This is a genomic window from Paenibacillus psychroresistens, from assembly GCF_009728935.1.
GTDB lineage: Bacteria > Bacillota > Bacilli > Paenibacillales > NBRC-103111 > Paenibacillus_AC > Paenibacillus_AC psychroresistens.
In genome coordinates this window covers 6,564,261-6,580,307 of sequence record NZ_CP034235.1, presented here as the reverse complement: position 1 = coordinate 6,580,307, position 16,047 = coordinate 6,564,261, and the positions used below count along the sequence as shown (strand labels likewise).

8 protein-coding genes are annotated in these 16,047 nt (G+C 42.5%); 7 read left to right on the top strand and 1 reads right to left on the bottom strand.

Features of this window, described 5'->3' with window-relative positions; all coding sequences use genetic code 11:
* Window positions 1–46: 46 nt before the first annotated feature.
* Complete coding sequence (locus EHS13_RS29790; RefSeq protein WP_155703861.1) at window positions 47–1,543, bottom strand: FGGY-family carbohydrate kinase; 1,497 nt, start codon at window positions 1,541–1,543, stop codon at window positions 47–49.
* Between the two features lie 184 nt (window positions 1,544–1,727).
* Here EHS13_RS29790 and EHS13_RS29785 point away from each other — a divergent pair, with 184 nt between their 5' ends.
* The 7 genes from EHS13_RS29785 to hutH all read left to right on the top strand — a co-directional run bounded on the left by EHS13_RS29785 (window position 1,728) and on the right by hutH (window position 15,996).
* Complete coding sequence (locus EHS13_RS29785; protein WP_405083526.1) at window positions 1,728–2,279, top strand: D-lyxose/D-mannose family sugar isomerase; 552 nt, start codon at window positions 1,728–1,730, stop codon at window positions 2,277–2,279.
* 20 nt (window positions 2,280–2,299) lie between these two features.
* Entirely contained in the window at window positions 2,300–3,175 is an 876-nt protein-coding gene (locus EHS13_RS29780; RefSeq protein ID WP_155703859.1) for a class II fructose-bisphosphate aldolase, read from the top strand.
* Between the two features lie 18 nt (window positions 3,176–3,193).
* Entirely contained in the window at window positions 3,194–4,213 is a 1,020-nt protein-coding gene (locus EHS13_RS29775; RefSeq protein ID WP_155703858.1) for a LacI family DNA-binding transcriptional regulator, read from the top strand.
* 82 nt (window positions 4,214–4,295) lie between these two features.
* Window positions 4,296–5,078 (top strand): sugar phosphate isomerase/epimerase family protein, encoded by a 783-nt coding sequence (locus tag EHS13_RS29770; RefSeq protein WP_155703857.1) that lies wholly within the window; start codon window positions 4,296–4,298, stop codon window positions 5,076–5,078.
* 346 nt (window positions 5,079–5,424) lie between these two features.
* Entirely contained in the window at window positions 5,425–6,597 is a 1,173-nt protein-coding gene (locus tag EHS13_RS29765; protein ID WP_155703856.1) for a HupE/UreJ family protein, read from the top strand.
* Between the two features lie 47 nt (window positions 6,598–6,644).
* Window positions 6,645–14,120, top strand: coding sequence for an S-layer homology domain-containing protein (locus EHS13_RS29760; protein ID WP_155703855.1), 7,476 nt, complete (start codon window positions 6,645–6,647; stop codon window positions 14,118–14,120).
* A gap of 331 nt (window positions 14,121–14,451) precedes the next feature.
* Window positions 14,452–15,996 (top strand): histidine ammonia-lyase, encoded by a 1,545-nt coding sequence (gene hutH / locus EHS13_RS29755; protein ID WP_155705564.1) that lies wholly within the window; start codon window positions 14,452–14,454, stop codon window positions 15,994–15,996.
* Window positions 15,997–16,047: the final 51 nt, after the last annotated feature.

The following is a 16,047-nucleotide window of genomic DNA, read 5'->3' as shown; positions in this document are numbered from 1 at the left end:
AAAATCACCGTATCATCGACTTAGTGCGATGATACGGTGATTTCTATTACAACCCTTCTCTTACTAGTGACGATAGCTTCTTATAACGTGCATAATTTGCTTGGTAGATTTCTGTTATTTTTGGGTTGGGGTAGTAGGTTCTTTTAACTTTTACGAGCTGCTCTACAGCTGTCTCATAGGAGGGATAAACACCTGATGCAATACCTGCAAGAATGGCAGTACCCATCGTTCCTGCCTCGCTAATTGCTAGAGTCTCCACTTTTCTTCCCATAATATCTGCTTTCATTTGCATCCACAGCTCAGATTTGGCTCCGCCGCCAACTGCTTTTAAGGTGTCGACTTTAATACCTGCGAGCTCCAAGCACTCTAAATTATAAAGCATCTCATAGGTAATACCCTCCAAAAGTCCGCGATAAATATGGGCAGGCGTTGTCTCAAAGCTTAACCCGTAGATCATTCCTTTTGCAGCGGGATTCATAAACGGTGTTCCTGAGCCAGCGAAATGCGGGATGACCAGCAGCTCTGTGGGGTCTGTTCCAGCCAGTTCATTAAAAATATCATAAACGCTTATTCCTCTGCGACGCGCTTCGGCTGCCTCTATTTGCCCGTAGCATTCTACATACCATTTTAATAAAGAGCCCCCCGTAAAATTAAAAGCGTAGGTGAGATAGTGGTTGGGGAGCGTGTGTGGAGCACAATTGAAATTATGCTGCAGCATCGATTTATTCAATACAGGCTGCTTAAATGTAGGGACTATACACTCGACAGTTCCGATTCCATCAATGGCTTGACCCGCTTGTAAAACTCCCGCTCCAAGAGCAGCACAAGCTTGGTCATGTCCTCCAGCTACAACTAACGTTTTTGGTGAGAGACCAATGGTTGCAGCGATTTTCTTGCTAACTGTTCCAATAATGTGACCAGAAGGAACTAATTCAGAGAATAGATGGGAATCGATTCCAGCAGCTTCCATAATGGCCGGCTCCCAAGCTTTCTGCGTAATATTCATCGCCATCGTTCGGGAAGCTAATGAATAGTCAATCATGGCAATTCCCGTAAGCTGATAAGCAATAAAATCTCCGAAGAGCATGAATTTCCATGTTTTAAGATAAATCTCTGGTTGATGCTCTTTGATCCACATGATTTTGTTAATGGTGTACATCGGATGAACCGGTATGCCGGTTAAAGCCATAATCTGCTCTCCGCCCAAATTCACTTGAAGCCGTTTAGCCTCAAGCTGTCCTCGGGAATCTGTATACAGGATGCTGTTGCCCAAAACTTCGCCATTCACGCCAACAGGAACAGCCGATTCTCCAAATGAAGAAATCGAAAGCGCCTGAATAGGAGCACCCTGATAATCTCGGGTTACTTGATAAATCACTTTTTGAACAGCCTGCCAAACCTCGTTTGGATTTAATTCTGCATATCCGCTGTGAGAGTGGATGATGGGATAGTCTTGATAGGCAAAGGCAATGGCGTTTCCTGCTTCATTAAACAATGTACATTTGCTTCCAGAGGTTCCGATATCTAAACCCATAAGTGACATTTTAATTGGCTCCTTCTTTTAAAGCGCTTTAAATAAATTATAGTATATTTTATTATGTTTGAAAATACCTCGGTATATTAATAAAAAATAATCCGTTTTATATTGAAGTTTGGCTAAAAAAGTTTTACAATAATATTTAAAGCGCTTTAAATAAAATTAGGTTTATAAAAAGAGAGGATGTTTATTGATGCTAACTAGAAAACAGGTAAAAGAATTTCAAGAGCACTCCAAGCAGCTTTTTCTTGCAAATGGGATTGTGCTGGCTGCTCATGAAGTGGATCAAATTGAGGTTGCAGATTTTGGCTTGAACGAGTTTGAAGTTACAGGGCTTGGACTGTTGGTTTATGTGAATACACCGCGAGTTTGTGCCAAGGAGCTTATTATGCTGCCTATGCAAACCTGTCCAGAGCACCGCCACCCAAGAATCGATGAGCATAATCCCGGTAAAGAGGAAACTTTCCGCTGCAGAGCAGGCAAAGTATATCTTTTTGTCTCTGGAGAACGCACGGATCAGCCGCTGGCATTGCCCCCGAAAGATAGTGAAGCCTATTACACCGTATGGAATCAGGTTGAGCTGAATCCAGGGGATCAATATACGATTATGCCAAATGTGAAGCACTGGTTTCAAGCTGGACCTGAAGGTGCAATTATCACTGAATTTTCTACAACTAGTTTAGATCAATTTGATATTTTTACCGATCCTAATGTATCCAGATTCACGACGATCGTAGAGTAATAAGAATAGGAGGACATACCATGCCAAACGTGCCGATGAAAGAAATGCTCCAGGATGCAGCAGCAAGAGGGTATGCTGTTCCTTGCTTCAACGCGATTAATCTCGATATGATTCGCGGTATTATTCAAGCAGCAGAGGAGGAGAATTCCCCGGTTATTCTCTGCCATGCCGAAATCCATTTCAAGTACACACCTTTGGAGCAAATTGCCCCGATTATGGTTGCAGCGATGAACAATGCCAAGGTCCCCGTTTCCATTCTGCTCGATCATGGCAAGAGTTTTTCCGCTACTATGAAAGCAATGAAGCTGGGCTTTAACGCCGTTATGTTTGATGGCTCCGAATATAACTACGAGGATAATGTGCAGCGAACAGCTGAGGTTGTGAAAATTGCGAGAGAGTTCGATGTTTCCGTTGAAGGCGAGCTTGGATATGTGACAAGACCCGTAAGCGGTGGTGCTGAAGGAGCAGATGATGATTCGATTATTGATGATACCTCCTATTACACGGATCCGGAGCAAGCTGGAGAATTTGTTGAACGAACAGGCGTAGACGCGCTGGCAGTTGCTTTTGGAACCGTTCATGGCGTATATCTCAAAAAACCTAATCTAGATATTCATCGACTAGGCCAAATCAGAGACAATGTGGCTGTTCCCTTGGTTATGCATGGGGGATCAGGGCTTAGTGAAGTTGATTTCTCTGATTCCATTCATCAAGGAATTGCCAAAATAAATTATTATACGAACATGGCATTAAAAGTAAGCGATAAGCTTAGAGAGCAATTGATTGAAAAGCAAGAGCATGTATTCTATCATGATATTATGATGTCTACCATTCACGAGTTCAGTGAAGATGCACGACAGGTTATGCGAATGTTTGGCAGTCATCAGAAAGCCTAAATTCGGAAGAGGATCGTTATGATTACTTTAAAAGATGTCGCGATTAAAGCAGGCGTATCGGAAGCAACTGCTTCTCTAGCTATGAATAATAAAAAAACAGTCAACGCAGAAACAAGGAAAAAGGTGCTTGAGGTTGCTGCTGCCATGGGCTATATTCCCAACAGTATCGCTCGGGGGTTGGCTAGAAGTAAAACGAACACCATTGGCTTGATTGTTACAGATGTGCAGAACCCCTATTTTGGCGGAATTATTGGTTATATAGATGAGTATTTAAGATTGGAGCAATATAATTTTATTCTTTCGGTTTCTAATGATGATCTCTTGAAGGAGAGTCAGATCATTGAGAGCTTTATTCGCCAACGGGTAGATGGGGTGATTATCATCCCTGCTCAGTCACCTAGAGCGGACTTTCTTTCTTTTAACCAATTGGATTTGAATAAAATTCCTTATGTATTCTCGACAACCTATGATGAAGGCTGGGAGAGCCATGCTGTCATGACGGATTTGACAAAGGGTTCTTATTTATTAACGAAGTACTTGCTAGGCTTAGGCCACAGATCCATTATGGTATTAGTCAGCAGCAATCGGACGGTTTCGATTTCTAAGCTTCGTTTGGACGGGTGCATGCGCGCTTATGATGAAGCTGGTTTGGCGTGGGATACAGTCAATATTGTGGAGTGCAGGAAGAATGATTTCAATTCCGGCTACAAAGCGGTCATGAACGAGTTGAGTAATGGAAATAAGCCTGATGCGATTATGGCGATTAACGATATTATGGCTTTAGGGGCTATGAAGGCGCTCAAAGAATTAAATTTGAAAATTCCAGAGGACATATCTGTAGCTGGCTATGATGATCTGATTTTCTCGTCCATTTCAGATATTTCGTTGACTACAGTACGTCAGGATATTGCGGAGATTAGCCATGAAACTGTCCAATTGCTGCTTGATCGTATTAAAGGAAAAGATCTGATACCTAGAACCCGATTCGTTCAGCCTGAGCTAATTATCCGCCATTCGACTGGGGTTCGTACAGAGTGAATATAGCTATTCAATGCTCTTATTGTGTACAATGAGAAGGAGTAAGTAGTATTAATCTATGTATGAAACGGGAGGAAACAAAGTGGGTAAAATGGAAGTTGGTTTACAGCTGTATACGCTTCGTGATCAAATGGCTATTGATCTGGAAGGTACCTTGCGTCATGTTGCTGCTCTTGGTTATAGTGGTGTGGAGTTTGCCGGTTACTTTGGAAGAAGTGCACAAGAAATTCGTAGTCTCTTGGATGAATTAAACCTTAAAGCTATCGGCAGTCACATTGGGTTAACGAATATTAGCGAGAATTTGCAAGGTGAAATTGATTTTATCAAAACGATCGGTGGCAGTTACTTTACTTGCCCGAGTGTGCCAGAGGAAGATCGCAAGGATGCTGCGGGCTGGCAGAGCTTGTATGCGATTTTTCAGAAGACTGGTGAAGAAGTAGGCAAACAAGGTTTGCAGTTCTGCTACCACAACCATGCCTTTGAGTTTGATATTCAAGTTGGCGATGAATTTGCGTTTGATGCTTTATATCAAACGACTACAACCGAAGCGGTTAAGGTAGAATTGGATGTTTGCTGGGTCCAATTTGCCAAACAAGATGTTCTGACTTATATCGAAAAATATAAAGGTCGAATTCCTTTATTACATTTGAAGGATTTTACGAGAGATGAACAAGGGCAGTTAAAGACATTGGAGCTAGGGCAAGGTGAAGTACAGCTTGACCAAGTAATTGATGCTTCTGTCAAAGCGGGTGTGAAATGGCTGATTGTGGAACAAGACAGCTGCCAGAATCCTCCGCTCGAGAGTATCGCTAACAGTATGAATTGGTTGCGTTCACAAAATTCGGATACATACATTCTTAGATAAGCAGTGAAGTGCGTCGATAAATTTAATAAGGAAGCAGAGGGGCTGTTAACTCATATGAGTTAACAGCCCCCTCTTTTTTAAATAAACTACTCTTAATAATTTCTTAATATAACGAAAACATACCGATTACAATACGAATATATACTTACTTAGGATCAAGACAGCATTGAGTGAAATGTTGTTTAATTTTATGCGGCCACGAATGGTACAATATTTCTATATTATGGAAAATACACGGCATATTGTTTCATAACCGTGTTTCATAATTTAACAAGAGAGGAGATTTGCACTATACGTTGACGGGAAGGGCAGGCAGATAAAATGACAAAAAGGTGTGGATTTTAGAGTGAATAGAACTATTTTCAATACTGGAAAGAAAACGTTGGTAATCCTTGCAGTGACTTTGGCGCTGTTTATGAGCTTTACAAGCTTGGCATGGGCCCATTTCACTTCAACAGGTTATTCAGATATTACGGTAGAGGCCAATACTTTAAAGTATGGCTTGTTTTTCTCGGATCATGACCTTATCCAAATTTTCCCTGCAGACAAAGATGGCGACGATAAGCTAAGCAACGAGGAACTCGCTGGGTCAATGGACAAGCTGAGTGCGTTAATAGATGACGGACTAATTCTTACGGGAGACGGTAAACTCGGAAAAGGAATAATAGAAAGTGCTAGTCGAGTTAAGAGAGCCAGTATGGATATGATTGGCATTAATATTCAATATAATTTTGAGGCGCCCGTGAAGCTTTTTATGGTGCAATATGATTTTTTTTGGTATGGCGGAATCGATCCGGCCCACCGCAATTATGCAACAATTCACTTTGGAAGCCAGACAATTGAACAGGTACTGAATAGCGAGAATTATATTATTCAGCTTCAAGGAGCTGATACCGCCCCAGCTGCAACATCTGCCGATACTGTCCCAGCTGTAACATCTAATGAACCTGTGAAAAACCTGTCGACTTCCTGGATGACAACACTACGTACATATACAGTTATGGGCATGGAACACATTTGGTCTGGGATTGATCATATGTTGTTTCTGTTAGGGCTAGTCCTAGCATCGGATAAGCGAAAATGGAACGTGGTGAAGCTGATTTCAGCCTTTACAGTCGGGCATTGTATTACACTTGCCTTATCCTCATTCGAGCTCGCTTACCTTTCTCCGAAAATTGTCGAGCCATTGATCGCGTTGAGCATTGTGTATATTGCGGTTGAAAACATTTGGAAAAGAAAGCAAAACAGTCCTATTGGGGTTACTTTACTATTTGGTTTAGTACACGGCTTTGGATTCGCTGAAATATTGAGAGGAACGCTGACTGATCATATGGCACTTCCATTATTCTCATTTAATCTTGGAGTGGAATTCGGACAACTCGCTGTACTGGCAGTTATTATTCCGGCGCTTTGGGCGCTCGGCCGTATCCCGGTCAAAATCAATTGGGTACGCTACGGTTCAGGTATCATCGGTGTATTTGGGCTGATCTGGTTAATAGAGCGAATCGTGTCTCTATAAAAATTTATTATTCATTACATTCTACTAATTGAAGGAGTGTTTAGATTTTGTTTAAAAGAAGCTTTAAACGTTGGATTTCATCTATTTCTATAGCAACAATAATACTAGGCTCTGTAATCCAGCCAGCAATGGCTGAGATGGATATTACCGCTGGACCTCCAGCTCCTAAGCTGTTGATTACTGAGCTGGTTCCGGATTCTGCAAACGTAAATTCGAAGGATGCTTACGAATTTATTGAAGTTTACAACAACTCTGATGTGCCTGTAAACTTTAAAGATTACGATCTGGCTTATCGTGCTCCTGGACCATCTGTTCCATTGATTTGGTCAGCAGGAAGCGGAGACATTATTATTCCAGCTAGAAAACCCTTAGTATTTTGGGTTATGAATAGTGAAAGTAATCTTCTAACTGCCGATCAGTTTAATTTAAACTACGGCACTCACCTTACAGAAGGTACCAATCTATTTCGAGTCGTTGGTGGAGCTGATGTTGCTACTGCAGGTGGCATGTCTAATACCGCAGCTAGAGATCTCATTATTCAAGACAAGGCTAAAGTGGAAATAGCAATTGCCTCTTATCAGAATGACGCACAAACCGTGCCTGATAAAGGTATCTTCTACAAGCTGCCAACGGACGGGAAGAATATGGTGATGCTGCCGATGGCAGGTTCGTTTGCAGCAACTCCAGGAGATGTTGGAGCTTTTCAGGTTTCGGATATCTATGTGAACGAGCTGCCAGTAATTACGCATACCCCTCTTGCAGTGGCTAATCCTGCTGATAATGTGACAATTAATGCAAAAATAACGAATGCAGAGAACATATCTGGAATGGATACTGTAACAGCGGCGATCTACTATAAATCGTCGACGGAATCCGTTTTTAAAGCAGTATATATGACCTCTTTAACGTTAGATAGCTTTAAAGGCCAGATCCCGAAGGCATCACTAACAGGAGCTCAGCTGCAATACTATATTGAAGCTCGGGACAGCGCTAATACGGTAAAATCAAATGTTTATTCCGTTGCAATTGGCGATGGAAGCTATGACTATACAAAGGTGCCACCGTTAATGGTAACAGAGTTGGTTCCAGACAGTGCCAACGTTACAGGAGTAAGCAGTGATGCTTACGAATTTATCGAGGTGTATAACAACACGGATAAAATTATTAATTTTAAAAACTACAAATTAATTTACAGATATATGGATAGCAATCCGATCAAAGATGTAGAGTGGTCTACTGGAGGCCAGAACATCTTGATCCCAGCTCAAAAATCAATTGTTTTATGGGTTATCAATAGTGCGAATGGCGCCTTAACTACTTCAGATTTCAATGCGAACTATGGTGGAAGTGGTCTTGTAGAGAATGAAAACCTATTCCGTATTTTTAACGATGGCATGGCTAATGGAACTCCACGCGGAATAGTCATAGAAGATGTTACAGGTAAAGAAATTTCTGGCTCTTATTACGAGAATGATGATCAAACACAGATTAACAAAGGGATATTCTACCGATTCCCGATGGATGGAACCAAGAATACGGTTATCACAAGCGCGGGTGTTAATAATGCAACCCCAGGTGTGGTAGACGCATCTCAGGTCCCAGTGAATCCAGTGACATTGGCGGAGCCGCCAGTAATAACACATACTCCGGTATTGCAGGCAGATACTGAGAATGACATCAATATTGATGCAGCTATCAGTAATGTTGGACCAAACGAAACGGTTAATGCAACTGTATATTACAAGGTATCCTCCCAATCTGCATACCAATGGGCTGTGATGAATTATTCGGCAAGCACTGGATATCATGCAGCTATTCCGAGGGAGTCCTTGACGGAAACTACTATTGATTACTATATTCAGGCTAACAAAGGTGATCTTACAGTTAAGACGGATACCTATACCGTGATGGTTAAGCTTCCGGCATTTGATCCCCAAAAAGTACCGCAGCTGCTTGTAACAGAAGTTGTTCCTGACTCAACGAATGTCGGAAGCGCAGATGGTTATGAGTTTGTGGAGGTATATAACAATACCGATCAGGCGATTAATTTCAAAGATTATGTTATTCGTTACCGTTATACAGATCTAGGACCAGATGGTGATGTACTATGGCCTTCCGTTCCAAACGATTTAGTAATTCCGTCTGGAAAAACACTAGTATTCTGGATTATCAATACCCAGAATGCAAGTAAAACAGTTGCAGATTTCAATGCCATTTATGGTACGAGTCTAGTTGAAAATCAGAATATTGTACGGATATTCAGTGATGGTATGGCCAATACAGGACCACGCGGTCTAGTCGTAGCTTCCAATTCAGGTACTGACATTTCTGCGTCCTACTATGTTACCGATGCTGAAACCGTAGCGAACAAAGGGATTTTCTACAAATTCCCGGTTGACGGCAGCTCGAAAATGATTAAATATAGTGCAGGTCTTCTAGCAGCTACCCCAGGCACAGTCAATTCGGTTCAAGTACCTGGACAGCGAGTGCATTTGATTGCAGATACTATGAAACCCGAAATTACAGATAATACAGGCAAGACCGAAGTACCGCAATCGGGGGACTTTGAAATCTCCGCCGATGCAAATGACGATCACCAGGTTAAGACAGTACTGCTTTACTATAAAACGGACAAGCAAGCAGACTATAAGAAGGAATACTTGACCGAAAGCTTTGCAGATACTTTGTACCATTTTATGTTTTATTCTCCTGATCTTATTGGAAATACATATTTGGAGTATTATTTTGTCGCTTCAGATGGGACCAATGAGACCAGCACAACGCCAGTCAGGGTTAACATTACTGGAGGCCCGGATCATTCACAGCTTCGTTTGAATCTAAAGAATGGTGATTTTGTATCAAATAATAAAATCATTAAAGCTAATGGTGAAAATGTTGATCCGTCCAAGCTGAAGTTATCTATTGATGATAGTGAGCTGACGCAATCCACATTCACTGCACTTGAAAATGGAGCTTATTTTGCTTTCGATGCAAATGGTGTTAACTATTATTTCAAGAACGGTGTTACGATGGGCCAGGATATTATGCAAATCTTCCAAGACCCGATTAACAGCTATACAACCTTATCAGTACCCATTCAGGCTGACCGCTTGAAAGAAGGCAATAATGTTATTGCAATCAGGGCGGGTACAAAAGCGTCGCCTTTTGATGACAGTCCAGAAGAGAACAAAGATAATTTTACAGTAAAGAATGTCCGACTCGTATTGGCGGACGGCACCCAAATCTATGATCCTAAATATGCTAATGCAGTTACTATTATTAAAATGGGTGACAGCGGTGCTGCAGTTCCGGTCATTGAATTCAGCTTCAATTTGCTCGCGAGCAAGCTGACATCCAAGGCATACGATTGGAATACCAAAACAGCTAGCGATGGGATTCATAAAGTATCTCTAACAAATGAACAGAGCGAAACGATTACCGCAAACGTAACAATTGACAATACAGCGCCAGTCATTGTGCCTTCAGTAAAAGAAGGACAATTGTACCGAGGTCCATTTACAATTAATGCTGCTGTAACTGATGCATACTCTGGAGTAGATAAAGTGGAAGCGACATTGGATGCCAAGCCGCTTACTATGCCGTTTTCCACTTCCTCCTCGAAATTAGCTGCTGGCAATCATGTGCTAGTGGTTACGGCAACTGATAAAGTCGGGAACAAAGGTACTTCAACCATTAAATTCGCAGTGCCTGATGAGAACCCGATCGCTCCGGTGCTTGTTTCGCCAGAGCAAGGTGCAACTGTACTTGCTGGTAACGTTAGGTTGACTGTTAAAGTAGCAGATCCAACAAACGATGATCTGGACGTTTCCTTTTACAGAGGCTTCAAGTACGATGCCAATGTGCAAAATGACTTTGTCAGCTATCATGGCGCGGCTGTTACAGAGCCTCCAAAGCAGCAAATACCAGGTGGCGAAACTGCCTTTACTCAAGAGGATTACCAGAAAATCAGCAAGCCTGATGGAGACTACCTGATTGATAATTCCGTTGAAAAATTCCCTTATCAGCGCTTTGAGGTTGCGATAGATGAATCTGTCAAAGCAACGGATAAAGTGAACATTAATTGGAAGGGTAAATCACTCGAGGGACGCAAGGTCTCGCTTTATGCCTGGAGTTCAGCAAAGATGAGCTGGCAGGTGCTAGATTCTAAGATAGCTGGCACTGTTGATTTTGAGCTAACAGCTGATGTTGAGGCTGGGGTTTATGAGAATGGAAATAAGATCCAAGTTATGGTTCAGGATGAAATTGCTGTAGTTCAGGATGATGGCGGAAGCTCAGATAATTATGACTTCTCTTTTGCCTGGATGTCCGATACGCAATATTATGCGGAGAGCTATCCATATATCTTTCAGGATATCGTAAAATGGATCGCTGACAATAAAGAAAAGAATAAAATTAAATATGTCATTCATACAGGCGACATTGTCGATGATGCCGATCAGCAATATGAGTGGGATGAAGCTAATAAAGATATGAAAGTGCTTGAGGATGCGAAAATTCCTTACGGCGTTTTGGCTGGTAATCATGACGTTCTTCATCAGGACAACGACTACAGCTATTACAATAAGCATTTCGGAGAAGATCGTTTTAAGGATCAACCGACCTATGGTGAATCATACGATAACAACCGGGGACATTATGATCTGATTTCTTCCAATGGAAATGATTTCATAATCGTTTATATGGGTTGGGGTTATGGTGATAAAGAGATCGATTGGATTAATGAAGTGCTGGCGAAGTATCCTAATCGCAAAGCGATTTTGAACTTCCACGAGTATCTTTTAGTATCAAACAATCGTGCTCCGATGGCTGATAAAGTATTTGAGCGTGTCGTTAAACCGAACAAGAATGTGTTTGCCGTATTGTCCGGACATTATCATAATGCCTTGCTGCATCAGGATGCGATCGATGATGACGGTGATGGTGTACCTGACCGTAACGTATATCAAATGCTTGCAGATTATCAAGGAGCGCCAGAAGGCGGTCTTGGATACATCCGTTTGCTGCAATTCGATATGAAGAATGATAAAGTCAACATCAAGACCTACTCACCTTATCTAGATGACTTTAATTTCTACGATACAGATGAATATCCAGGTAAGGATGAATTTTCTATTAATTTAAATATTCAGCCAGTGACTAAGCAAGTAGCCACCGATTATATCGGGGTAAGAGTATATTCTGATCAGTTGATCCAGAAGAATGAAGGGGTCATAAGCGGCAGTAATTCATCTGCTGATTGGAATGGACTTGCAGATAAGGCAACCTACGAATGGTATACATCCGTACAAGATGTATACGGAGGCAATAAGCTCTCGGAAATTTGGAAGTTTACTACTGGAACACCTCCAGCTGCTCCAAATGTGACCGTGAACGATGAGACGAATATCGTAACTGGCTTAACGACAGCGATGGAATATAAGCTGGATAGCGCAGACTATGTCATGTACAATCCGACGATCTTCAATGCGTTAGACTTAAGCGGAATTCATACCTTGTTAGTGCGCATAGCTGCTGATGAGAACACAGGAACACCGGCTGGACTTGTTACAACATTGATATTTACGGCACCACCGGGGACGCCAGCTGCTCCAAATGTGACCGTGAACGATGAGACGAATATCGTAACTGGCTTAACGACAGCGATGGAATATAAGCTGGATAGCGCAGACTATGTCATGTACAATCCGACGATCTTCAATGCGTTAGACTTAAGCGGAATTCATACCTTGTTAGTGCGCATAGCTGCTGATGAGAACACAGGAACACCGGCTGGACTTGTTACAACATTGATATTTACGGCACCACCGGGGACGCCAGCTGCTCCAAATGTGACTGTGAATGATGATACGAATATCGTAACTGGCTTAACAACAGCAATGGAATATAAGCTGGATAGCGCAGATTATGTCAAGTACGATGCGACGATTTTCAATGCGTTAGATTTAAGCGGAATTCATACCTTGTTAGTGCGTATAGCTGCTGATGAGAACACAGGAACACCAGCTGGGCTTATCACAACTTTGGCATTTACAGCAACACCGGGAACGCCAGATTCACCAGCTGCTCCAAATGTGACCTTGAATGATGTCACGAATATCGTAACTGGCTTAACGACAAAGATGGAGTATAAGCTCGATACTGCAGACTATGTCATGTACGATGCGACGATTTTCAATGCGTTAGATTTAAGCGGGATTCATATCTTGTTAGTGCGAATAGCGGCTGATGAGAACACAGGAACACCGGCTGGACTGGTCACAACTTTGACCTTTACACAGGCAACAACGCCACCACCAACATCACCGCCAACGTCTACGCCGACACCAGCGGTAACACCGACACCAATTCCAACGGCAACTCCAACGCCGGAGCCAATGGTAATCGATAAAGGTATCGATGGAGCAGTTTCTATTCCAACTGCGATGTTGTCTGTAAGTCAAAACGGTAACACAACGATTACACTGCCAGCGGATACTTCGGAAATTAAATTGCCGTCTAATACAGTGGAACTGTTAGGCGATAGCAAGCTTGAATTGAAAATGGACCATGTTTCTCTAAATATTCCAACTAATTTAATTAAACAATTAACCGGATTATTGTCAGCAGATGAGCTGAAAGACAGCAGTATTTCATTAAAATTAAATCCGTTGTCCGAATCACAAGCACAAGATATTTTAGATAAGAGTCAAACCTCTCCAAAAGATAGCATTAAACGAGCAGGTGATATCTACGAATTTAGCCTTTCCATTACTTCTAAAAATGGAGCTAGTGCAAATCTATCTAAGTTTAATGAGCCGATCACCATTCGTTTAAAAGTAGATAGCTCTAGTGATATGAACTTAACCGGTGTATTCTATATTTCCGATTCTGGGGAGTTGGAATATGTAGGCGGAGAGCTTGTAAATGGAGAAATAGTAGCACAGATCAATCACTTTAGTAAGTATGCGGTTTTGGAGCTGAACAAGAATTTTGACGATGTGGCTAGCAGCTATTGGGCATCCAATGTGATCAAAGGATTAGCAGCTAAGCAGATTATTAATGGTGTTACTGCAACTACCTTTGAACCTGCAAAAGATGTGACACGAGCTGAATTTGTCTCACTTCTTGTCCGAGCATTAAAGCTCACTGATAAAGGCGCGAATGCATTTAAAGATGTATCGGCAAATGATTGGTATGCAGATGCCGTTTCCATTGCCACTAAAGCTGGAATTGTGAATGGTGTGAGCGGGAATTTATTCAAACCAAATGCTCCAATTTCTCGTGAAGAGATGGTTACCATCATGATGCGTGCTTATGCAGTAGTAAATGGAAATCCAGATCAAGGTACTACAGAATCCTCTTTCAAAGATGATGCGAAAATATCTGCCTGGGCTTCACAATATGTAAAAACGGCAGTAGCTTTAAACTTAATAAAAGGCCGTACATCAAGCACATTTGATCCGCAAGGCATTACTTCGCGTGCTGAGGCAGCTCAAGTGATCTACAATTTGCTTAACAAATAATTGGACAATGCTCATTGAGTAAAAATTTTGACGGCCTTAATCATTTTCCGCGCTTGCCATACTTGACACTTATCAAGATAGTGTGTGAAAATGATTTAAGGCAGCATAATTTAACCTAAAGTGAGTGGTCGCGATGAAGGATAGGCGCAAGCAGGATACCGGACAATCGCATATAACCCTCTTTTTTAAAGGGACCGAGTGGAAGTTAACAACTTCCGCCCGGTCCCTTTCTTTAGGTACAGCACGAAAGGGGACAAGAAAAATGATCACAAATAGAGAACAAGGCATAGGTGATGAAGAGGCAGCTTCAGCCTTATTAAGTGGTGAACAAATGTCTACTGAAGCATTAGCATCAGTAGTAATAGATGGAGAGCAGCTGACGCCAGAACTGGTGGCTGAGGTAGCTTTTAACAATAGACCTGTAGTACTTTCTATGGAAGCTTTCAAGCGAGTATTGGAATGTCGCAATATGGTGGAGGAGCTAGTCACCTCCGGAAGGGCTGTTTATGGCGTTACAACCGGGTTTGGAAAATTCAGTGATGTGCGCATTTCGCCAGAAGACGCAGCGCAGCTGCAGGTCAATTTGATCCGCAGCCATGCCTGCGCAGTCGGCACCCCCTTACCTGAATCAACTGTTCGCGCACTGATGTTATTACGAGCAAACGCGCTCGCCAAAGGCCATTCCGGTATACGTCCAGTAACCTTACAACTCCTAATTGATTGCATCAACCATGATGTGCTCCCGGTTGTTCCGGAACAAGGTTCACTTGGCGCAAGCGGAGACTTAGCACCCTTGTCTCATTTGGCACTTGTGCTGATGGGAGAGGGAGAGGCCTTCTACAAAGGACAGCGAATGCCGGGCGCAGAAGCTCTAGCAATAGCAGGTCTGACCCAAATCGCCTTGCAAGCCAAAGAGGGACTTGCGCTCATTAATGGGACACAAATTATGACTTCAATCGGAACTTTGGCGTTTGTTAAATCGGAGCGCCTTGCGAAAATCGCAGATGTAATTGCTTCGCTAACGGTAGAGAGTTTACGCGGGATACCTGATGCTTTTGCTGATGAAGTCCAGCGTATACGTCCTTATCCGGAGCAAATCGGTGTGGCTGGAAACCTGCGTACGTTGCTAGAAGGCAGCAAGTTGACAACTCGGCAGGGAGAGATTCGAGTACAAGACGCCTATTCGCTGCGCTGCTTGCCACAGGTTCATGGAGCTACACGCCAAGTTCTCTCTTATGTACAAGATAAGATAACCATCGAAATCAACTCGGCGACTGACAATCCGCTGTTATTCGTCGATAAAGGTCTTGTTATCTCCGGTGGCAATTTCCATGGTCAGCCGATTGCCTTTGCCATGGACTTTCTAAAAATTGGCATGAGTGAGCTGGCGAACATTTCTGAACGCCGTACTGAGCGGCTGGTGAACCCAGCTCTGTCAGGAGGGCTGCCTGCTTTCCTAAGCCACAATCCAGGCATTAGTTCCGGTATGATGATTACACAATATGTCAGTGCATCACTCGTATCGGAGAATAAAGTTTTGGCTCATCCCGCAAGCGTTGACTCAATCCCATCCTCGGGGAACCAAGAAGACCATGTATCTATGGGTACAACAGGAGCTAGACATGCAGTGATAGTAGTCGATAATGTGTCGAAAGTGTTGGCAATCGAGCTGATATGCGCTGCTGAAGCAGCTGATTTTGTCGGAGTGGAAGGTCTCGCTCCAGCAACTCGCGTATTGTATGACAAGCTGCGTATGCTAGTTCCACCGGTCTTGGAGGATCGGTCTACTTCACGAAATATTGAAGACGTAGCTAATGCTCTGCTGGAGGGTGAATGGTTGAAAGCCGTTGAAGCGGTGTCTGGTTCACTTTTCTAATCTAAATTCCATTATGAATGAATAATATAAATAACCTTTTGGGAGGGAATA